The sequence below is a fragment of the Aerococcus sp. HMSC23C02 genome, from assembly GCF_001806805.1.
Lineage (GTDB): Bacteria > Bacillota > Bacilli > Lactobacillales > Aerococcaceae > Aerococcus > Aerococcus sanguinicola.
This window is the reverse complement of record NZ_KV786043.1, coordinates 375,562-396,471: the sequence shown is the minus strand read 5'-3', so window position 1 is coordinate 396,471 and position 20,910 is coordinate 375,562. Positions and strand designations below refer to the sequence as shown.

The 20,910-nt window shown below is 48.7% G+C and carries 21 protein-coding genes and 2 other RNA genes; 20 read left to right on the top strand and 3 right to left on the bottom strand.

All coding sequences use genetic code 11. The features are described from left to right. The first annotated feature begins 166 nt into the window (after positions 1–166). The 16 genes from HMPREF3090_RS03255 to HMPREF3090_RS03180 all read left to right on the top strand — a co-directional run bounded on the left by HMPREF3090_RS03255 (position 167) and on the right by HMPREF3090_RS03180 (position 14,072). Positions 167–2,179: a fructose-1,6-bisphosphatase gene (locus HMPREF3090_RS03255; protein WP_230081926.1), complete on the top strand. Its 2,013-nt coding sequence runs from the start codon at positions 167–169 to the stop codon at positions 2,177–2,179. 19 nt (positions 2,180–2,198) lie between these two features. Further along, entirely contained in the window at positions 2,199–2,891 is a 693-nt protein-coding gene (locus tag HMPREF3090_RS03250) for a histidine phosphatase family protein (protein ID WP_067976383.1), read from the top strand. A 149-nt stretch (positions 2,892–3,040) separates the two neighbouring features. After that, positions 3,041–3,405: a transfer-messenger RNA gene (ssrA, locus tag HMPREF3090_RS03245) on the top strand. A gap of 414 nt (positions 3,406–3,819) precedes the next feature. Beyond that, positions 3,820–4,161 (top strand): DUF2187 family protein, encoded by a 342-nt coding sequence (locus HMPREF3090_RS03240; RefSeq protein ID WP_067976381.1) that lies wholly within the window; start codon positions 3,820–3,822, stop codon positions 4,159–4,161. Positions 4,162–4,465: 304 nt separating this feature from the next. Beyond that, positions 4,466–4,693 carry an acyl carrier protein gene (locus tag HMPREF3090_RS03235; RefSeq protein WP_067976378.1) on the top strand — a complete coding sequence of 76 codons (228 nt, stop codon included), beginning with the start codon at positions 4,466–4,468 and terminating at the stop codon, positions 4,691–4,693. A gap of 27 nt (positions 4,694–4,720) precedes the next feature. Continuing rightward, entirely contained in the window at positions 4,721–5,674 is a 954-nt protein-coding gene (gene fabK / locus HMPREF3090_RS03230; RefSeq protein ID WP_067976375.1) for an enoyl-[acyl-carrier-protein] reductase FabK, read from the top strand. A gap of 86 nt (positions 5,675–5,760) precedes the next feature. Beyond that, the gene (gene fabD, locus HMPREF3090_RS03225; protein ID WP_067976373.1) at positions 5,761–6,696 is read left to right on the top strand and encodes an ACP S-malonyltransferase; all 936 of its coding nucleotides are present in this window, start codon (positions 5,761–5,763) and stop codon (positions 6,694–6,696) included. 4 nt (positions 6,697–6,700) lie between these two features. Further along, entirely contained in the window at positions 6,701–7,432 is a 732-nt protein-coding gene (gene fabG, locus HMPREF3090_RS03220) for a 3-oxoacyl-[acyl-carrier-protein] reductase (RefSeq protein ID WP_070485916.1), read from the top strand. A 9-nt stretch (positions 7,433–7,441) separates the two neighbouring features. Continuing rightward, the gene (gene fabF, locus HMPREF3090_RS03215; RefSeq protein ID WP_070485906.1) at positions 7,442–8,683 is read left to right on the top strand and encodes a beta-ketoacyl-ACP synthase II; all 1,242 of its coding nucleotides are present in this window, start codon (positions 7,442–7,444) and stop codon (positions 8,681–8,683) included. Beyond that, the gene (gene accB, locus HMPREF3090_RS03210) at positions 8,683–9,168 is read left to right on the top strand and encodes an acetyl-CoA carboxylase biotin carboxyl carrier protein (RefSeq protein ID WP_067976366.1); all 486 of its coding nucleotides are present in this window, start codon (positions 8,683–8,685) and stop codon (positions 9,166–9,168) included. The genes fabF and accB overlap by 1 nt, the downstream gene beginning before the upstream one ends. An 11-nt stretch (positions 9,169–9,179) precedes the next feature. Further along, positions 9,180–9,641 carry a 3-hydroxyacyl-ACP dehydratase FabZ gene (fabZ, locus tag HMPREF3090_RS03205; protein WP_083272359.1) on the top strand — a complete coding sequence of 154 codons (462 nt, stop codon included), beginning with the start codon at positions 9,180–9,182 and terminating at the stop codon, positions 9,639–9,641. Positions 9,642–9,661: 20 nt separating this feature from the next. Continuing rightward, positions 9,662–11,032, top strand: a complete 1,371-nt coding sequence (gene accC, locus HMPREF3090_RS03200; protein WP_067976363.1) for an acetyl-CoA carboxylase biotin carboxylase subunit — start codon at positions 9,662–9,664, stop codon at positions 11,030–11,032. A gap of 16 nt (positions 11,033–11,048) precedes the next feature. Beyond that, positions 11,049–11,912: an acetyl-CoA carboxylase, carboxyltransferase subunit beta gene (gene accD, locus HMPREF3090_RS03195; protein WP_067976359.1), complete on the top strand. Its 864-nt coding sequence runs from the start codon at positions 11,049–11,051 to the stop codon at positions 11,910–11,912. A 10-nt stretch (positions 11,913–11,922) separates the two neighbouring features. Then, the gene (gene accA, locus HMPREF3090_RS03190; protein ID WP_070485903.1) at positions 11,923–12,735 is read left to right on the top strand and encodes a carboxyltransferase subunit alpha; all 813 of its coding nucleotides are present in this window, start codon (positions 11,923–11,925) and stop codon (positions 12,733–12,735) included. 32 nt (positions 12,736–12,767) lie between these two features. Continuing rightward, positions 12,768–13,670: a hypothetical protein gene (locus tag HMPREF3090_RS03185; RefSeq protein WP_067976356.1), complete on the top strand. Its 903-nt coding sequence runs from the start codon at positions 12,768–12,770 to the stop codon at positions 13,668–13,670. Continuing rightward, complete coding sequence (locus HMPREF3090_RS03180) at positions 13,671–14,072, top strand: ribonuclease HI family protein (RefSeq protein WP_067976353.1); 402 nt, start codon at positions 13,671–13,673, stop codon at positions 14,070–14,072. It abuts the gene before it with no gap. A gap of 1 nt (position 14,073) precedes the next feature. Here HMPREF3090_RS03180 and HMPREF3090_RS03175 read toward each other — a convergent pair whose 3' ends face one another. From HMPREF3090_RS03175 to gpsB, 3 genes are all read right to left on the bottom strand, one after another. Next, entirely contained in the window at positions 14,074–15,210 is a 1,137-nt protein-coding gene (locus HMPREF3090_RS03175) for a THUMP domain-containing class I SAM-dependent RNA methyltransferase (protein WP_067976351.1), read from the bottom strand. 145 nt (positions 15,211–15,355) lie between these two features. Further along, positions 15,356–15,705: RNase P RNA component class B (gene rnpB, locus HMPREF3090_RS03170), an RNA gene on the bottom strand. Positions 15,706–15,746: 41 nt separating this feature from the next. Then, on the bottom strand, positions 15,747–16,103 hold the full coding sequence (gpsB, locus tag HMPREF3090_RS03165) for a cell division regulator GpsB (RefSeq protein ID WP_067976349.1): 357 nt from the start codon (positions 16,101–16,103) through the stop codon (positions 15,747–15,749). 183 nt (positions 16,104–16,286) lie between these two features. Here gpsB and HMPREF3090_RS03160 point away from each other — a divergent pair, with 183 nt between their 5' ends. From HMPREF3090_RS03160 to dtd, 4 genes are all read left to right on the top strand, one after another. Further along, the gene (locus tag HMPREF3090_RS03160; protein ID WP_067976348.1) at positions 16,287–16,781 is read left to right on the top strand and encodes a hypothetical protein; all 495 of its coding nucleotides are present in this window, start codon (positions 16,287–16,289) and stop codon (positions 16,779–16,781) included. Then, the gene (gene prmA, locus HMPREF3090_RS03155) at positions 16,781–17,731 is read left to right on the top strand and encodes a 50S ribosomal protein L11 methyltransferase (protein ID WP_067976346.1); all 951 of its coding nucleotides are present in this window, start codon (positions 16,781–16,783) and stop codon (positions 17,729–17,731) included. Before HMPREF3090_RS03160 ends, prmA begins: the two co-directional genes overlap by 1 nt. A gap of 133 nt (positions 17,732–17,864) precedes the next feature. Further along, positions 17,865–20,093, top strand: coding sequence for a RelA/SpoT family protein (locus tag HMPREF3090_RS03150; protein WP_067976343.1), 2,229 nt, complete (start codon positions 17,865–17,867; stop codon positions 20,091–20,093). 19 nt (positions 20,094–20,112) lie between these two features. Beyond that, a complete protein-coding gene (gene dtd / locus HMPREF3090_RS03145) occupies positions 20,113–20,559 on the top strand; it encodes a D-aminoacyl-tRNA deacylase (RefSeq protein WP_067976341.1) in 447 nt (148 codons plus the stop codon). Positions 20,560–20,910 lie beyond the last annotated feature (351 nt).

Genomic DNA, 20,910 nt, shown 5'->3' with positions numbered 1-20,910 from the left:
CCTCAACACTAGCTTGATGACCAATAAAAAACTTTATACCGATTCAAAAAGTTGAGCGGATACTGGCCAATACAATTCGCTAAAGAATATTTTTATTGGAAAGTTTCTAGCAGAAAACGAAAAGCATGCTATAATGAATAGAAGATGTAAGTGTTTTCTTACAAATATGTTTGAAGGGATTAAGCGTATGGATACAAAAGCCTCCTATACACATGACCGTTACTTGCAATTACTGGCCCAAAAATTTCCTAACCAGGCTGCTGCAACAACTGAAATCATCAACTTGGAAGCCATTATGGAGCTACCCAAGGGCACGGAACATTTCATGAGCGACCTCCATGGGGAATTCAATGCCTTCAACCATGTCTTACGTAACGGCTCAGGGAATATCAAAGAAAAGATTTCTGAAGTTTTTGGTTCCTTGCTCAGCCAGGAACAGCGTAATGAATTGGCGACGATTATTTATTATCCTGAAGAGATGTTGGCCCACCTCCTTCCTCAATTCACCAGCGAGCGGGAAGTAGTTGATTTCTACTATACGATTATATCCCGTTTGGTCAAACTGGCCCAGTTCGTGGTGTCTAAGTACACCCGGTCTAAGGTGCGCAAGGCTATGGCTAAGGACATGGCTTATATTATGGAAGAGCTGATTTTTAAGGATTCCGTTGTGACCAATAAGGAATACTATTACCATAATATCGTAGAGAATATCATTGAATTGAATGAAGCTGACCTCTTAGTGGTACGCTTGTCGGAGTTAATCCGTGAATTAGTCGTGGACCACCTCCATATTCTTGGGGATATCTACGACCGGGGTGATAGTCCAGATAAGATTATTGACCTCTTGATGGAAAAGAAGTCTCTTGACATTCAGTGGGGCAACCACGATGTGATCTGGATGGGAGCTGCCAGTGGGTCTCGGGTCCTGATTGCCAATGTCATCCGCATCTGCGCCCGCTATGATAACTTGAATATCATTGAGGACGCTTACGGGATTTCGCTGCGCCAATTGGTTTCCTTTGTGGACGCAACCTATTCAGATGATGATTTAGGGATTTTTATGCCCAAATTAGACCCAGATATTGACCACTTCCCAGCTGAAATCGTCCAGATTGCCAAGATGCAACAAGCCATGGCCATTATCCAGTTCAAGTTGGAAGCGGCCATTATCAAGCGCCATCCTGAATTCAACTGTGACAACCGCCTGCTTTTAGATAAGATTGACTTTGACAAGGGCCAGGTCTTCGTCGATGGGAACTGGCACCGCTTGCTCAATACCCATTTCCCCACTGTTGACCCCGATGACCCCTACCGGCTGACGGAAGATGAAGAGATGATTATGGACCGGCTCCAGGAAGCCTTCCTCAATTGCGACCGGCTCCATAAGCATATTGCCTTCCTCTACCGCAAGGGGGGGATCTACAAGTGCTACAACGATAACTTGCTCTTCCACGGCTGTATTCCTTTTAATGAGGACCATTCCTTTAAGGAGCTGGAAATCGATGGCAAGTTCTATGGGGGACGCACACTTATGGATAAGTTCGATAAGCAGATGCGCCTGATGTATAGTTTCCGCCAGGCTGATGAAAGCAAAAATCCCTACTTGGACTATTGCTGGTATCTCTGGCAGGGCGAAGCCTCCTCGCTCTTTGGCAAGAAGCAGATGCGGACCTTCGAACGCTACTATGTCAAGGATAAGGACACCCATGAAGAATATAAAAATACTTACTACAGCTGGCGAGAAGAGGAGGCCTGTGTGGATACCATCCTCAAAGAATTCGACCTGCCCGTGGAATGCGGCCATGTGATCAATGGGCACACCCCCGTCAAGGAAATCAAGGGGGAAGACCCTATCAAGGCTAATGGAAAGCTCCTGGTTATTGATGGGGGCTTCTCCAAGGCCTACCAATCCACAACAGGACTTGCAGGTTATACCCTGCTCTTTAACTCTTTTGGTATGCAATTGGTCTGCCACCAAGCCTTCAAGGGGGTCGAAGACGTGGTGATGAACGGAACGGATATTATTTCCACCCGGCGTGTGGTCGATAAGGAACTGGAACGTAAGACAGTGGGGCAGACGGATGTCGGCCAAGCATTAAAAGCCAATGTCCAAGACCTTAAAGATTTACTTTGCGCCTTCCGTTCTGGTAAGATAGCAGAGAAGGAAGTTAACAATTAATAAGGGAGAGATTGAAGCGATGTCCAAAGGTGTCAGCATTTACTTTATGCGCCACGGCCAAACTTATCTGAACAAGTATAACCGCATGCAGGGCTGGTGTGATGCCCCCTTAACGGATCAGGGGATCCGGGACGCCATGCGCAGCGGCCGGGGCCTAGCGGAGATTGAATTTTCCGCTGTTTATACCAGTGACCTGCAGCGGACGGTTAAGACAGCTGAATTGGTCTTAGATCAGAATAAGCAGGGCCAGGGCCTAGAAATTCAAAAACGCCCCGAATTCCGCGAGCAGTTCTTTGGCAGCTTCGAAGGCCTGGATGCTAAGGAGATCTGGGACGGCGTGAGTCGGCATGTCCACCAAGACTTGAGCCGGGGCTATGAGGGATTGACCTCTCCTGATGCGGTTAAAGTTGAGATGGATGCCTTCCATGAATTGGACCCTAGCCATGATGCCGAGGACTTTATGACCTTCTGGCTGCGGGTGGAACTGGGCTTGATCGATGTCATTACTAAGCACCGAGAGACCGACCAGAATATCCTCATTGTCTCTCACGGCATCACCATTCGCAATATGATCCATGAACTCATTCCTGATTTTGAGATCGACCAGATGTTAGACAATGCCAGTGTCAGCATCCTCCGCTACCAGGATGGTTTCTACCACCTGGAAGCTTACAACCAGACCAAGCATTTCGTAGAGCTTGCTGAGGATTAAGCTCTTAGAGATTCGCCCTGATGACTGGTCTAAGTAATAACTAAAAAAAGCAGGCTCTCTTACAAAAGGAGGGCCTGCTTTGTGGTCGATAGGGCATGAGGCTTGCACTGAGCCTTAGTATTTGTTATAATTATTTTTGCATCACATTCGGGGATGTTCCGGAATTCGACAGGCATGCCCCGATGTATGACTACATTCCGAAGCGACGACTTCGTAAAAACGTCAAACAGTTTAAATATAACTGACAAACAAGAAAATCAAACTTTAGCATTCGCTGCCTAGCAGCATGCTAAGATCCGCCTAGTATCGCCCATGTATTAGTTTCGGGTCCTATTGAAGTGGGATACGCTCTAACTTTCCACCTGGAAGTTAGAGAAGAGATTCACCAGGTTCGCTAACCAGATCGGTTTGTCATAAGACCCCTGGGGCGCTAAAATGAATCTTATGACTATGAGTGTAAACGTCATATAATCGGAATGTCTGGACAGGGGTTCGACTCCCCTCATCTCCATTGAAGGGGCTTAGATGATTTAAAAATGGCTCTCAAACGTTGATATGACAATGTTCTTAGAGAAGTTTAAAGTGTTTAAAAGCATACCCCTCCAGTATAAAGCTTGAGGGAAAAAGCCCCGCAAAAGTTGAGGAGGGACTGCATTAAGCCTCCTAACAGATATGAAGCCATGGTTCAGCCGTGGCTTTTTTCTTTTGTCTCTCTCAGTAATGTTTAGTGGGTAGACCATATGCGCATGGGAAACCTTTATGTCAGGTTTTCTTGACTAAATAACATCGCATGCACATGCAGAGGCCTTTTTTGTGTTGCTAAACAAGTCCTCAAGCAGTCAAAAATGCAAATATTAGCAAAAATATTAAAATGATGTTAAAATAAGACTAGTAGCTATTATTTGTTTCCAAAGAAAGAGGCGTAAGTATGAAAATTAAGCTGACTCCTGAAGTTCAAGCGTTGGTTGAAACGGAGCTAAGAAGGGGAACAAACAAATCTCGGATTGCGAATTTGATTGACCTTTCCTATGAAGAAGCCTGCGCTGTCATTGATCAGGTAAAGAAATCGGTTCGTCCTGATGTTGGAGATGAAATAAAATTTCAATTTAGAGACTGCGATATGACCGGAATCATCGAAAAATTGCTCACCAATTCAGCTGTTGTCCGTATCTATTGGGACTATTCTAATGAGAAGATGCTGGATATCTGTGAAGAGCGAACCATTGTTAACTTCAAAGATATTGATGAATTTGTAAATATTTACCAATAATCGACCTGTGCGACAAAAGTTAAACCGTCCTGGCTGTCTCACTGTTTTTTGCAGGGGAGGCTGGGGGGAAGTCTTTTGTTGCACTTTTAATTTATCTAAATAAAGTATATTATAATTTGACAAATTAAAAACAATAAGTTATCATACTTTTTGTTGAGAATTTGAAGAGCTGTGATGGCTTTAAAAAATTCTTTAAGTCTAGCTGACTTAAATTGACAAGTCCATGGACTTAGTTTAAGATAGCTCTAATCGATCCATTCAATGAATGGTAAAAATTTTCTTATAAAATAAAGGAGACAGAATAATGACAACATTTGAAAAAATCCAAGAAATTATCGTTGACCAATTAGACGTTGAGGCAGAAGAAGTAAAGGCTGACACTAACATCCAAGACGGTTTAGATGCAGATAGCTTAGACATCTTCCAAATCATCAATGAAATCGAAGACGAATTCGATGTTACCATCGATGAAGATGAAACTAACATTGCGACTGTTCAAGACCTCGTTGACTTTGTTGACAACAACCAATAAGCCGACAGTTAAGAGAGTAGGCGCTTAATGAAAACTGATTTATGGAAAGAAATGGGTGTCACTTACCCCATCGTCCAAGGCGCCATGGCATGGGTGGCAGATGCAGACCTTGCATCTGCTGTCTCTAATGCCGGAGCTTTAGGTGTGATTGGGACGGGACATGATCCTGTTGAACTCGTCCAAGAAAAAGTCGAGAAGATGCAGGCCTTAACGGACAAGCCCTTTGCGGTTAATGTCATGTTACTCAATGCCCATGTGGATGACTTGGTTGACTATCTTTGCCAATCTGGCGTAAAGATTGTCACAACTGGTGCTGGTTCACCAGGCAAGTACATGAAACGTTTCAAGGCAGCAGGCATTAAGGTGATTCCCGTGGTTGCTTCCGTTGCCCTTGCTAAGCGCATGGCCCGTGAAGGGGTCGACGCTCTGATTGTGGAAGGCATGGAGTCGGGTGGACATATTGGTAAATTAACCACCATGGCCTTGGTTCCTCAAGTAGTTGATGCCGTCGATATTCCGGTCATTGCAGCCGGTGGGATTGGTGACGGCCGGGGCATGGCAGCTGCCTTGATGTTAGGTGCTTCAGGGATTCAAGTGGGGACGCGTTTTGTGGTCGCCAAGGAATCGAATGCCCATCCTAATTTCAAGGAAAAAATCATCAATGCTAAGGATATTGATACAGTGATTACAGGTGAATCGACTGGCCATCCAGTTCGTGTCTTACGTAATAAACTGACCAAGAAATATCTTAAGCTGGAACATGAAGAAGCGGCCAAGGACCAACCTGATTGGACCAAGCTAGAAGCTTTAGCCAAAGGGGCCTTGAAACGAGCGGTTGTTGATGGGGATGTGGATAATAGTTCATTAATGGCCGGTCAGATTGCCGGACTCATTCACCAAGAAGAGACCTGTGAAGAAATTATTCAGTCCTACATGCAAGAATGTCGCGAGCTGATTCAGCAGCATGCCAGTATGAATTAAGACGGACAGTGAGGGCTAACTTTTTTATTGCTTTCGCTGTTTTTATTTTAACTATAAATAATAAACAATAAAGAAAGAGGGATTCCATGTCAATTGCCTTCATGTACAGTGGCCAGGGCGCCCAGTTCAAGGGGATGGGCCAGGATATCTTAGCCCATTATCCTCACTTGGAGACATTTTTTGAGGAAGCGAGCGCCGTCACATCCTATGATATGAAAGCCATCTGCTTTGAGGACGACGAGAAGATCCATGAGACCCAATATACGCAGCCTGCCTTGATTACGATTGAAGCCATGCTGACCCAGGTCCTCCATGAAGCGGGGATTCAGGCGGACTATAGTCTGGGACTTAGCCTCGGGGAATATGCGGCTCTGATGGATGCAGGCGCTTTGTCCTATGCCACTTGCTTGGATTTAATCCGCCAGCGTGGCAAAATCATGGCCGAAGCCGTACCATCCGGCTTAGGTAAAATGGTGGCTGTGATGAACACGCCCCGCGAGACCATTGAAGCAGCCTGCCAAGAAGCCCGCGAAGAAAGCGGCGCTTATGTGGCCCCCGCTAACTACAATACCTCTAAGCAAGTGGTGATTGGGGGCTATGAAGAGCCCGTTGACCTAGCCTGTGAGAAACTCAAGGCACGTGGGAGCAAGAAGCTAATCCCTCTCAAGGTCTCTGGGCCCTTCCATACGGCCTTGATGGAGCCTGCTAGTGCGGACTTTAAGCAGGCCCTGGAGGCGGTTGATTTTGACCACATGCAGTATCCCGTCATTTCTAATACCACAGCCCAAGCCCATGATATGGCGCATTTGAAAGAAAACTTGGCCAAGCAGATGTACCGCCCCGTTCGCTGGGAGGATTCGATCCGTTATCTCTTAGACCAAGGCGTGGATTGTTTTATTGAAATCGGTCCAGGTAAGACCCTGTCTTCCTTTATGAAGCAGATTGACCGCTCGGTAGCTTGCTACCGGGTGGGGGACCTCGATAACTTACAGAAAACCATTAATGAATTATCAGGAGAATAAGCATATGTCTAAAGAAGAAACCCTTATTATTACGGGCGCTAATCGCGGTATCGGCACTGCGACGGCGCTCGCCTTTGCCAAGGCTGGCTACCGCATTGCCATGGTCAACCGGTCCCAAGCGGATGAATCGCTCTTGGAAGCCATCCGGGATTATGGGGTAGAAGTGAGAGAGTACCTGGCTGATGTTTCAGATTTTGACCTGACTAGCCAGGTGGTTAAAGCCATTCACAAGGACTTTGGTCAAGTCGATGTCCTAGTCAACAATGCCGGGATTACCAAGGACAGCCTCTTGATCCGCATGTCTGAAGAAGATTTCGACCAAGTCATTGACGTGAACCTTAAGGGAAGCTTTAATTTGATCCGTCAGGTGTCAAAAATAATGCTAAAACAACGTAGAGGTGCTATCATAAATGTATCGAGTTTATCCGGTATTATTGGAAATATCGGCCAGGCTAATTACTCGGCTTCCAAGGCTGGTTTGATCGGCCTGACCCGATCGGCAGCCCGCGAGCTAGCCAGCCGCCAGATCACCGTTAATGCCGTGGCACCTGGTTTTATTTCTAGCGACATGACCGATAAATTATCAGACAAAACAAAAGAAGCCATGCTAGATGAAATTCCGCTCAAGCGCTTCGGCGAGCAAGAGGAAGTAGCAGAAGCGATCTTATTCCTAGCAAATAGTAAGTATATTACCGGAACCACCCTTGAAATTAACGGTGGTCTCAATATGAACTAGGAGGTTCTTATGACGAGAAGAGTTGTAGTGACAGGTCTAGGGGCTGTGACCCCCTTAGGAAATTCAGTCGAAGATTTTTGGACCAATTTAAAAGCAGGCAAGCATGGCATTGGACCGATTACCAAGTTCGATGCTAGCGGCCTGGATACCCAGTTAGTAGCTGAAGTTAAAGACTTCGAGCCCAAGGATTATATGGACCGCAAGTCAGCCAAACGGATGGAACCTTACGCCCAATACGCGATTGCAGCGTCAAGCGAAGCTCTCAAAGACGCTGGCTTAGACCTTGACCAAGTGGACCGCGATCGGGTCGGTATTTATTTTGGGACCGGTATCGGCGGGGTTCAAGAAATGGAATCAGGGATCCGCAAGATGATTGCTAAGGGGCCAAAACGGGTGAATCCTTTATTCGTTCCGATGGCCATCTCCAACATGGGTGGGGCCAATATCTCTATGCATTTTGGTATCCATGGCCCAGCCCAAACCGTATCAACAGCCTGTGCTTCAGCTAACAATGCTATTGGTGAAGCCTTCCGCTATATCAAGCACGGCTACGCCGACTATATGCTAGCTGGTGGGGGCGAATCATCCATCTGTGAGATTGCCATGTCCGGCTTTGAAAACCTCACCGCGATGAACACCACTTCAGACCCTGACCGTGCCTCCATTCCTTTCGATAAGGAACGGGCAGGCTTCATTATGGGCGAAGGGGCTGGCATCTTGCTTCTTGAAAGCTTAGAATCTGCCCAAGCCCGGGGTGCTAAGATTTACGCTGAAGTGGCTGGCTACGGAGCAACTTCCGATGCCTACCACCTGACAGCTCCTCATGCAGAAGGTCAAGAAGCTGTCAAGGCTATTGAACTTGCCCTTAAAGAAGCTGGCCTCGGCCAAGGCGACGTGCAATATGTCAACGCCCATGGAACGTCTACGCCAACTAATGACCGAGTAGAAAGCCATGTTATCAAAACGGCTTTTGGCGATTATAGTCAAGACGTCGCAGTGACCTCAACCAAGGCAGCAGTCGGCCATCTCTTAGGGGCTGCTGGTGCTGTTGAAGCCATCGCCAGTCTGAAAGCCATGGAAGAAAGCTTTATCCCAGGCATGGTCGGCTACCAAGTGCCAGATGAAGACTGTGACCTCCACTTGGTAACTGGCCAAGGGGAAGACCGCCAAATTGATGCTTTAGTTTCTAATGCCCTTGGTTTCGGTGGCCACAATACGGTGATTTGCTTTAAGAAGGTGACTCAAGACTAATGGAAACAAAAGAAATTAAGGCGCTTATCCAAGCCGTAGATGCATCCAGCTTGCAGCAATTTGTCTTCAAGAATGAAGACCTAGAGATTGTCATGTCCAAGTTGGAAACTGATGCCCTGAATGCCAAATTGACTGACCAAGCGGCCACTTCCGTCGACGCCTTGGCTGCTGAAAAAGCAGGTCAAGAAGAGGCTTCGCCTGCTCCTGCGCCAGCGGCAGAAGAAGCAAGTAAGGAAGAAGAAAGCTTGACTGGCCAAGTTGTGACCAGTCCTATTGTGGGTGTGGTCTACCTGGCGCCAGGTCCTGACCGTGACCCTTATGTGAGCTTGGGTCAGACCATCCAGGCGGGGGAAACGGTATGTATCGTGGAAGCCATGAAGATTATGAATGAAATCCCAGCTGAATACTCAGGGACCATCAGTCAGATTTTAGTCAAGGACGGCGAAGTCGTTGAATACGGCCAGCCTCTATTTGAGATTAGTTAAGGAGAGATCTTGTGGAAAATAATGAAATTATCTTAGATGCCCAAGAGATTATGGACATCATTCCTAACCGCTATCCAATTTGTTTTATCGACCGGGTAACGGAATTAGAGGTTGGCAAACGCGTGGTGGCACGCAAGAACGTGACCATTAACGAACCTTATTTTGTCGGCCACTTCCCTGGTGAACCAGTCATGCCAGGTGTCCTTCAAATTGAAACCATGGCCCAGGCTGGTTCGATTCCGCTCTTGATGACGGACGGCCTCACCAAGCGGACCGGTTACTTAGCAGGGGTGGACAAGGTTAAATTCCGCCAGAAGGTTGTTCCAGGCGACGTCCTTACCGTGACCGTTGATATCTTAAAGATTAAGCGGAATATTGGCTTGGCTAAGGCTACTATCCACCGTGAAGATGGCGTTCTATGCAGTGAATGCCAAATGACCTTCGCCGTATCAGATGTTGAACGCGATATTTAAGTAATAAAGAAAGTGGTCAAATGTTTAAGAAAATACTTATTGCCAACCGTGGCGAAATCGCCGTTCGAATCATTCGAACTTGTAAGGAGATGGGCATCCAAACAGTGGCTGTATACTCCGAAGCGGATGCCGATGCAATGCATGTCTCCTTAGCTGATGAGGCAGTCTGTATTGGGAAAGCATCCGCAGCTGACTCCTATTTAAACATGCCCTCTATCCTCAGCGCAGCTGTCGTTACTGGGGCCCAGGCCATCCATCCCGGTTTTGGCTTCTTATCGGAAAATAGTAAATTTGCCCGCCTCTGCCGGGAGATGAATATTGTCTTTATCGGACCGGAAGCGGATGTGATTGACCAGATGGGGGACAAGCAACATGCCCGGGAAACCATGCAGGCCGCTAAGGTTCCAGTTATTCCTGGGAGCGAAGACTCCGTTAATAGCGCCGAGGAAGCCCTAGCTATCGCTGAAGAAGTGGGTTATCCGGTCCTCTTCAAAGCCACAGCTGGAGGTGGGGGCAAGGGCATGCGCCTAGTCAAGGAGGCTAGTCAATTGCAGTCGGCCTTCGATGAGGCCCGCTTGGAAGCCCAACAGAACTTCCAAAATGACCAGCTCTACATGGAGAAGGTCATCCATCCTGCCCACCACATTGAAGTTCAAATCCTCGGTGATAACTATGGTAAAGTGATCCACCTAGGGGAGCGGGAATGCTCCCTCCAGCGCAACCACCAAAAAGTGCTCGAAGAGAGTCCAAGTCCCTTTATCAGCCAAGCGATTCGCGAGAAGATCTGTGCAGCAGCAGTCCAAGCGGGCGAAGAAGTTAACTATACTGGGGCTGGGACCATAGAATTTTTGGTGGACGAGGACCAGAACTTCTATTTTATGGAGATGAATACCCGGATCCAGGTCGAACATCCGATCACGGAAATGGTTACTGGCGTCGACTTGGTCAAAAAGCAAATTGAAATTGCGGCGGGGCAACCCCTGAGCTTGGACCAGGAGGATATTCACTTTGAAGGCCATGCCATTGAGGTCCGCTTGAATGCGGAGCGCCCAGAGCAGCACTTCTATCCTTCAACCGGATCCTTTGACTTTATTCATTTTCCGGCAGGCAATTTGGGCTTGCGACTAGAATCAAGTGTCTATAATGGCTATCAAATGCCGCCATACTATGATAATATGTTTGCTAAATTGATTGCTTATGGGGCGGACCGAGAAGAAGCTGTGCAACGGATGAAGCGGGCCCTAGGCGAGCTGCGGATTGAAGGCATTGCCTCTAACCAGGCCCTCCTCCAAGCCATTCTTGAGGATAAAGGCTTTCTTTCTGGGGATTACAGCAATGACTACCTTGAAGCCAGCCTCCTACCTGCCTGGCTAGCCGCACAATCAAACTGAGAAGGGAGCTGAGCTGATGGCTTTCAAGCGGAAAAAGAAATCTTATATTCATGTGCCCCAGGCCAGCCAGGTGGACGTCGTTGATCCTAACCACAAGCCCTATATTCCTGACGGCATGTGGCAGAAGTGTCCCCAGTGCCAGCAAACCATCCTGACCCAGGATATGAAACCGGCCTATGTTTGCAGCAATTGTGACTATCATTTCCGGATTTCAGCCCAGGAGCGGATTCGTTTGATCTTGGATCAAGATTCTTTTGAGCCTCTCTTTGAAGACGGAGGACATGCTAATCCCCTGGACTTTCCAGGCTATGAGGAGAAGCGGGCCAAGGCCCAAGAACGGGCTCAGACGGATGAAGCCATCACCACGGGCCTAGGTAAGCTCAATGGACAGAAACTTGCCTTTGCCTGTATGAATCCCTTCTTCATGATGGGGTCCATGGGCGCCCGGGTGGGGGAGAAGTTAACTTCCCTCTTCGAGTTAGCTCTTAAAGAAAGCCTGCCAGTTGTGGTCTTTACAGCGAGTGGGGGGGCTCGGATGCAAGAAGGGATTGTCTCCCTGATGCAGATGGCCAAGATTTCGCTGGCTGTGGAACGACACAGCGAGGCTGGCCTCTTCTACCTGGCTGTTTTGACTGATCCAACAACGGGTGGGGTAACGGCTAGTTTTGCCATGCAGGCTGATATTATCTGTGCCGAACCGGGCGCTTTAATCGGTTTTGCCGGCAAGCGGGTGATTGAACAAACTATCCACCAGGCTGTGCCTGACAGCTTCCAGAGTGCCGAGCACCAATTGGCCCATGGTTTCGTTGACCGGATCATCCCCCGCCAGCAATTAAGAGAGGAACTATCTGCCTTGCTGTCCATCCATTGCCAAGCTTAAGGAGTGTATTATGCTAGAAAGTCATTCAAAAAAGCGATCTTCTCTCCATCCAAGTGAGGTTGTAAAAGCTGCTCGGGATACCCAGCGGCTGACTACTTCGGAACTGGCCAATTACATCTGTGACGATTTCTATGAACTCCACGGCGACCGGGCCTATGGGGACGATGCCGCGATTTATGGTGGGGTCGGTCGTTTAGATGGCCGGCCGGTGACCATTATCGGGACAGAAAAGGGTCACACCACTAAAGAAAATGTGGAACGTAACTTTGGCTCTCCCCATGCGGAGGGTTACCGCAAGGCCATCCGCCTAGTGGAACAAGCTGATAAATTTAAGCGTCCAGTCATTAGCTTTATCAATACTTCCGGTGCCTTTTGCGATATGGAAGCGGAAGACCGGGGGGTTGGTGAAGCTATTGCCCGGTCCATGCAGGCTTTGGGGCGTTTATCTGCTCCTAATATCTCCGTCTTAATTGGGGAAGGAGGGAGCGGTGGGGCCCTAGCCCTGGCAGTGACCAACCGGGTTTGGATCCTAGAAGACGCCATGTATTCCATTCTTTCCCCAGAAGGCTTTGCGACTATTCTGTGGAAGGATGTTAACCGGGCCAATGAGGCAGCGGAACTGATGAAGTTCACCGCTAAAGACCTCTATGAATTGGGTGTAGTGGATGAAATTATTCCCGTCCGCCAACGGGGAGAGGCGATCACCAAGGAACACTTAGCTGATAATATCAAAACCATGCTCATCAAGGAATTAGAGGACTGGGATGGTAAGTCAGCTGAAGCCATCCGCCTAGCCCGCGAAGCGCGTTTTCGTCAATTTTAAGGAGAATGTGACAACAAAGGGAGGCATGCGCCATGTCAATGGAAAGAAATGCTGACTGCCGGTCCCTGATCGAAGAAGCCCTAGCGCTTAAGGCAGCAGGGGGCCTCAGTCAGGGCCTGGCCGCTATCCGCCAGGCTCAGCGACAGGCCGGAAATTTTTCCAAGTTTTTCCTGGACTTAATCCAGGTTTTGCTGGACCAGGACCAGGCTGATCGAGCTCTGGCTTTGACCCAGCAAGTTTTAGAGGAGCTTGACCAAGACCAAGCCCTCCTCTTATATGAAAGCGCCATGTCCCTATTGGCTCAGACTGCCCCAAGTACTTTGAAAGAGTTTTCAGAGCTGGGGCTTTTTGTGCGTCAGGGACCAGCTATCGACCAGGATTGGATCGATTTTATCTTCTATCCCGATCAGACAGCTGCTAAAGAAGCGGCTGCTAGTCAAAAGGCGCTGACCGCTTACTTAGATAGCGACCTAGGCTCGGATCCGAGCCAGGCTATGGCCTGCTACCAGGTCTTAGACAGCTTAGCAGCTGACCAGGTTCAAGCTTTCATCCGAGCCTATCTGACTAGACATCCTGGACCTAGTCTGGTACGGACGGATTTCCTGGTGCGCTTGTTGGAGGCTGGAGACCAAGGCCACTTAGTTCTAGAGGGGCCTTTTGGTAAGCGTCATGAGCTCCATTTAGCTACTTTAGACCAGCCCCAGGACCGGTCTTTCTTCCAGGCTGGCCAAGACTACTTGGAGGCTTGTTTCTTTAAGGAGCCCTTGGTTAAGGCCTATCTGGAGGAGGAGTGGGTGCTTTTGACGGGCTTGCTCTATCCCTTCGAAGGAGACCTCGACCAGTCACCCGCTGACTTATTGACTGCTCTAGCGGCAGCTGACCCAGAAGACGACCTTTACCGTCTACTTAAAAAAATTATGAAAGGAGTGATCTAGGTGATACGTCTCGCCATCGATGCTTCGGTCAATGTCAAGGACGGCCGGGTGGGGGTCGGAATTCTCTGGCTGGAAGGGGGCAAGCAGCACCCCCTCAAATTCTCCCTGCCTCAAAAAATGGACAACCACTTAGCTGAATTCTCTGCCCTTAAAATCGCCTTAGAGCTGCTCGAGGACCAAGGGCGTACGCATGACCTGATCATCTGCCAAACGGACAGCCGGGCCGTTTATGACGCCATACGCAAGAAAAAAAGCAAGAACAGTCCCTATAGCCAGGCCATCCAGGCTATCTTACTTGCTCTTGCTAAATTTCCTCAATTTCATTTGAACTGGGTGCCGGAAGCTGACAACCGGGGGGCTGACCAGCTCGCCAAGCAGGCCATGCGCCAGGCCCCGCTTTAGCTTAATGTGATTTCTTCTTCTTGCCCCAGAATTGGAAGAAGTCGGTCCGCAAAGCGCCGTTGTAAAGCTTGCGCTTCTTGGTGGCCTTCTCACCGTAATAGTCTTCAAAGGCCAAGTCTGAAGTCAGGATATACTTGCTCCAGGTCTCGAGGGGACGGAAGACCTCGCCCATTTCTTGGTAGAGTTTGTGGACACTGTCTTCATCATTGAGCCGCTCCCCATAAGGCGGGTTGCTGATCATAATGCCGAAGTCTTTATTCGTTGTAAAGTCAGCCACTTGCATCTGCTTAAAGGTAATTTGATGGGCAACTCCTGCCGCTTGGGCATTGGCTTTGGCAATTTCAACCATGCGGTGGTCAATATCCGAAGCCTGGATGTCCAGTTGGATGTCATGGTCAATGGCCGCTTTAGCAGCAGCCCGCTCCTTGTCGAACTCCTGGTCCCGGAAGATATCCCAGTCCTCGCAGACAAAGTGCCGGCGCATTCCCGGTGCGATATTCATCCCAATCATAGCTGCTTCAATGGCGATAGTCCCTGAGCCACAGGTAGGGTCCACCAAGGGCCGGTCGGGGAACCAGGTCGTTAGTTTAACCAGGGAAGCTGCGAAGTTTTCCTTGAGTGGTGCGCCTCCTTTAGCCTGGCGGTAGCCCCGCTTGAACAAGCTATCTCCCGTCGTATCCAGGGTTAGGAGGGCTTGGTCTTTGTGGATGCTGACCTCAATGGGGTAGCGGGCACCGGTTTCGGGCAGCTGTCCGCGCCGGAAATAAGCTTCTTTTAAGTGGTCTACAATAGCTTTTTTGACCATCTTTTGGCAGGTGGGGACGGAGTGGAGCTGGGACTTGACGGACTTGCCGGAGACAGGGAAGTTGGCGTCGAAGGGCAGGAGATCCGACCAATTGAGGGCCTTGACTTGGTCGAAGAGAGCCTCGAAAGTTTTGGCTTCAAATTCACCGACGATAATTTTAACCCGGTCAGCTGTCCGCAATTGGATATTGGTCCGGGCGATGTCTTGGGGGCCCCCTTCAAAGCGGACCCGGCCGTTCTCGACCTGGCAGTCATAGCCCAGGGCCTTTAATTCATTCTTCACCAGGGCCTCGATCCCGCTCGCGCAGCTGGCCATTAACTGATACGTCTTCATGGAATCCTCCTTATAATTTTTTTAGTTATTATGTTGGTAGTCATTGTCTAGTCACCAACACAAAAATAATCCATATACAATATAAAAAATCCAAGCCTGGGGATAGACCACACAAGCTTGGATTCTTTACAAACCTGATGTAAATTTCTATAAGCCATGTTCTGTTCCCTTGCATCCCAGGTTGTTTGCAAGTTCGGTAATCATCTATCTGCATTGCTGCCTCGGCTCACATTCATTTCTGCTTGCCAAGTGCCCCTACCGAATTTGGGTTGCTCACTCGAGGGGTTTACCTCGTTCCACTTAGCTGGTTTCCCAACTAACTTCGTCACTGTGGCACTTTTCAGGGATACTGGGGCATAGCCCTAGGGCTGAAGCCGTTTTTCCCGCCGTCTCTGCCTTAGCTTATGCTTTCGCTAAGCACGAACACTACTGACCTCTCAGTCAGTGTGAGCATGGACTTTCCTCAGGTATGACTACCCGCGATTACCCGAAATTTACATATGATAACTCATTATAACGCATGTCGGCGTAAAATGCTAATAATTTTGGCGAATAATGGTATCGTCCATATGGTCCTCTTCATCATAGCTTTGGGAACCAAAGACCGCCTTCTCTAATTTGGATAGGCGGCGGAGAATATCATAATTGGTAGTTGCACCGGTTTTGTTAGTTCCGGTAGCCTTGGACCGGCTTTGCCGGCTCTTATCGTCGCCAGTCTGCCGCTTGGCTTTCTCCAATTCAGCTTGTAAGTAGGCAATTTCTTTTTCATAGGACTCATAGTCCCGCATGATGATATCTAGAAATTCATCCACTTCTTGCATGTTAAAGCCGCGGATGGCTGGTTTAAATTCTTTTTGTAAAATATCTTTTGTTGTCAGATTACGTTCGGACATCCTTACACCCCATTTTTATCACTGTCTTCCAATAGTATAGCATATCTTCTTTCGTCAAGGTCAGTGAAAAGAGGGCTTTAGAGAACTTTTAATAAATTAGGAGAACAAGGATGGATGGGCTATAATAGAGAGAAGTGAAGGCCCCAAGATAGGGCAAGCAATGACCAAAAGGAGTGTGGACAGATGACCGAAAAGAGCTTATTTGAATACTTATACCAGGAGTGGCAGGGCATACGCTTCCAGTTTCCCTGGCAATTAACCTATGATGAGAGGAGTACAGGGATTATTCTCCAGGTCCACCTGCCCAGTCGGCAGGGCCCGGCTTCGGATCATATGATGCGAGATGCTTTAAATAAGCAAAGTAATGAATTTGCATATTTAAGTTTAACTTTTCGTTTTGGTTATTATAGCAAAGATATTAGTTTGCAGCCGGGGATTTTTATTCTGGCACCTAACCTAGGCAATGGGACTTATACGGGCGACTATGTCCAAGTGCTTCTCAAATGGATGCGCTATACCCTCCGCCAAGCTGACCAACAGTTGCGCGAACTGGACCGGGGTGAGCGGGAGACGCTCGATTTGACCTGGCCTCATGAGGCAGTGAGGCAAGATGTTGCCCAGCGTCAGGCAGTCAACCGCTATGGAAACAAAGAACGCTATTCATTGGAGGTATATTAATGGGATTCTATGAAGTGACAATCGACGTCAAATACGGAGATTCCGACCAGATGTCGGATAGCTTGCTGGCACTGGGCTCACAGGGGGCTCTGATCCAAGATGTCAAGGATTTTGATGCGCTAGAAGAGGAAGGATCAGTGGTTAAGTTAGAGGCCAAGCGCCAGGCTTATCCGTGCTTTCCCCAGGTGGTGGGCTATTTTTCTGATACGGCTTGGTCCAAAGAAGATCTGGGCCAGGCCCTCCTAGCAGCTATGAGGGATTTAGACCCAGCCTATAGCGAAGAAGAGATCGCGATTGGTCAATTGGCGGAGACCAACTGGGAGGAAGAGTGGAAGCGTTACTACCAGCCCACAGTGATCAGTCGTTTTATTCATATTATTCCTTCTTGGCAAGAAGAAGAGAGCCAGGCCTTGATTCCTATCTATATGGACCCAGAAATGGCTTTTGGGACCGGGGACCATGCCACTACCCAGCTCTCCCTCCAACTTCTGGAAAGCTATCTTGAAGCAGAGGACCGGGTCTATGATGTGGGCACCGGTTCAGGGATCCTTGCCATTGCAGCAGCTAAGCTGGGGGCCCGGTCCGTCCAGGCCTTTGACTATGATGAGCAAGTCATTCCCATTGCCCAGAAAAATTTTGAAGTCAACCAGGTGGCCGACCGGTGTTCGGCTCGGGCTAATGATAAGCTAAGCGGGATTGCTGACCCCGTCGACCTGATCACGGCTAATATCTTGGCTGATATTTTGATCCCGCTCATCCCCCAAGCCTATGACTGCCTTGAGCCTCAAGGGAAGTTCATCCTCTCGGGCATCTACTATAAGGAATTTGAAGCGGTCAAGGCGGCCCTGATCCAAGCAGATTTCCGTATCGAAGAGATCGTCCGCCGGGGCGACTGGTTTGGTATCTATGCCATTAAGGGGCGGGCGGAAGCGACTAAGGATTCCATTTAAAGGAATACTTCTCATTATCCTCTCAGATATGGTAAAATATGAGTTAAACCATTCATCAAAAGACATCTAAACTGCCATAGCTTACCTAAGACTGTCCGCGGTATTGAGATGTAATTAGAAAGGGGTAGGTTTGATGTCTGAAAAACAAAATTATACTAAAGAAGAAGTATTGGACCTCTGCAAGTCCTATATGCCAGAAGATAAGCTGGCCTTTGTCTCTAAGGCGGCTGATTTTGCTGAGCGGGCCCATCGTGACCAAGTTCGCAAATCGGGAGAGCCTTACTTTACCCATCCTATCCAGGTGGCTTCGATTCTAGCGGAACTGCACATGGATCCTGACACGGTGGCGACCGGTTTTCTCCATGATGTGGTGGAAGACACGGGCATTTCCTTGGATGATATTGCCTATTTCTTCTCCGATACAGTGGCGACTCTGGTGGACGGGGTAACCAAATTAGGGAAGCTGAAATACCGGTCCCAGGAGCAGCAGCAGGCGGAAAACCACCAAAAAATGCTCCTCGCCATGGCCAATGACCTCCGCGTAATTATGGTAAAATTAGCTGACCGGCTCCACAATATGCGGACCCTCAAGTGGCATAAGCCCGAAAAGCAAGTCAGTATTTCCAGAGAAACGCTGGAGATCTATGCCCCGCTGGCTGACCGCTTAGGGATGAGCCAGATCAAGTGGGAATTAGAAGATACCTGCTTGCGTTATATTAATCCGGAAGCCTACTATCAAATTGTTCACTTAATGAATGCCAAGCGGGATGAGCGGGAGAACTACATCAATGAAACTATTGAAAAACTCCAAGCCCAGATGGAAGGGGTCATTGCGGAACCCTTCGAAATCTATGGGCGGCCTAAGCATATCTATTCCATCTACCGGAAGATGAAGAAGCAGAAGAAGGAGTTCTCGGAAATTTACGACCTCCTAGCTATCCGGGTTCTGGTCGATACGGTCAAGGATTGTTATGCCGTCCTGGGGGTTGTCCACACCAACTGGAAGCCCCTGCCTAACCGCTTCAAGGACTATATCGCCATGCCCAAGGCCAACATGTACCAGTCCCTCCATACCACGGTATTAGGGGATAAGGGAGTCCCGGTTGAAATTCAGATCCGCACCTACCAGATGCATGAAGTTGCCGAATACGGGGTGGCTGCGCACTGGGCCTATAAGAAGGGCGTTACCGGTGAAGTAGAAAAGGATGACTTAGACGACCAGATCGCCTGGTTCCAACAAATCCAAGACCTCCAAGATGATTCGGTTGACGCAGAAAACTTTGTAGAAAGCGTCAAGGAAGACATTTTCAAGGACAAGGTTTACGTCTTCACCCCCCAAGGCGACGTCCAAGAGTTACCGTCAGGGGCAGGACCGCTGGACTTTGCCTACCAGATCCACACAGAGGTAGGGAATAAAACTATCGGAGCTAAGGTCAATTCTAAAATTGTCCCGCTCAACTATAAGCTAGAGAATGGCGATATTGTGGAAATCCTAACCTCGAAGAATTCCGCTGGTCCTAGTCGAGACTGGGTCAACCTAGTGGCAACCAACCGGGCCAAGAACAAGATTAAGCGTTTCTTCAAGCTCTTAGACCGGGAAGAGAACCTAGAAAAAGGTCGACAAGCAGTCGAAGATGCGGTCAACGAGAGCGGCTTTGCCTTCAAGGACCTCTATACCAAGACCAAGCAGGCTGACCTCTTGGAACGCTTTAACTTTTCTTCCTTAGACGACCTCTTTGCGGCAGTTGGTTTTGGTGAACTTTCGGCTTCGGCTGTGGCCAATCGTTTAACGGAGAAGGCTCGGGCCAAGCGCCGGGAAGAGTTGCATAAGAAGGATCTGGAAGAAGTCATCCATGATGAAGAAGAGAAGGACCGCAAGCCCGCCATGACGGTCCGTCATAATGATGGTGTCTTCGTGGAGGGGGCTGACAACCTTCTCTTCCGCCTGGCCCACTGTTGTACACCGGTGCCTGGGGATGATATTGTTGGTTATATTACCAAGGGACGGGGCATTTCTGTCCACCGTCGCGACTGTAAAAATGTCGACTTGGATGATGAACTCTCTGACCGCCTGATTGAAGTCGAGTGGGAGAATACCCAGGATGATGCGGATATCAGCTTTGAAGTGGAACTGGTCATCGAAGCTTTTGAGCGGAGTGGGCTCTTGAATGAAATCATCCAGGTGGTCAGTCCCTTGACCAAGTCGATATCTAATATTAATGGGAATGTGGACCACAAGACCAACATGGCCAAGATCCGCCTCCGCCTGGCTATCCAAAACATTGACCAGTTAGATAAGATCATTGATAAGGTGAAGGATATCCCTGACGTCTATGTGGTGGAGCGGGCCTCCACCCAGTAAAAAGAAAGGAAGAGTGACTGTGCGAGTAATTATTCAACGTGTTAGCCAAGCCTCTGTAAGTGTTGACGACCAGACTTTGGGCGCTATTCAAGAAGGTTTCATGCTCCTAGTAGGTGTCCATGATGACGACAACGAGGAAACAGTGGACTATATGGCAAGGAAGATTGCTAAAATGCGGATTTTCGCTGATGAAGAGGGCAAGCTCAACCTGGATATTAAACAGGTAGGCGGTAAGATCCTCTCCATCTCCCAGTTCACCCTCTACGCCCGGACACGCAAGGGCAACCGACCTTCCTTTGTCGACGCCGCCCAACCTGACCACGGCGAAAAAATCTACTTGGCCCTCAATCAAAAACTGCGCGAAGCCTATGACCTCGACGTTGAAGAAGGCCAATTCGGGGCCGACATGCAGGTTAGCCTAACTAACGATGGCCCAGTAACCATCATCTTAGACTCTGAAGAATAAGGGTGTGAGCAAAGGCGGTTAGAAAGGGAGCTCTGGAGTAAAAGGCCTGAGAAGGCTGAAAGCCTTCGACGGACATTTGCGAAGAGGAGCCCTTTCTGCATCCTCGAACCCGACTAGCTAAGGGTGTGAGCAAAGGCGGTTAGAAAGGGTTGACTGGAGGCAAAGAGGATAAGAGCGGCTTTAGCCGGTCATTCCACTTTGCTGAAGTCACTCCCTCTCTGCCTTTGCGACCCCGACTGTGTAGGGTGTGAAGGCTAGCGGGAGAAATAGAACTCTGGAACCAAAAGCCAGAGAAGTCTGAAGGACTTTGGCGGATTTTTGCGAAGAGGAGCTATTTCTGCTAGCCTGAAC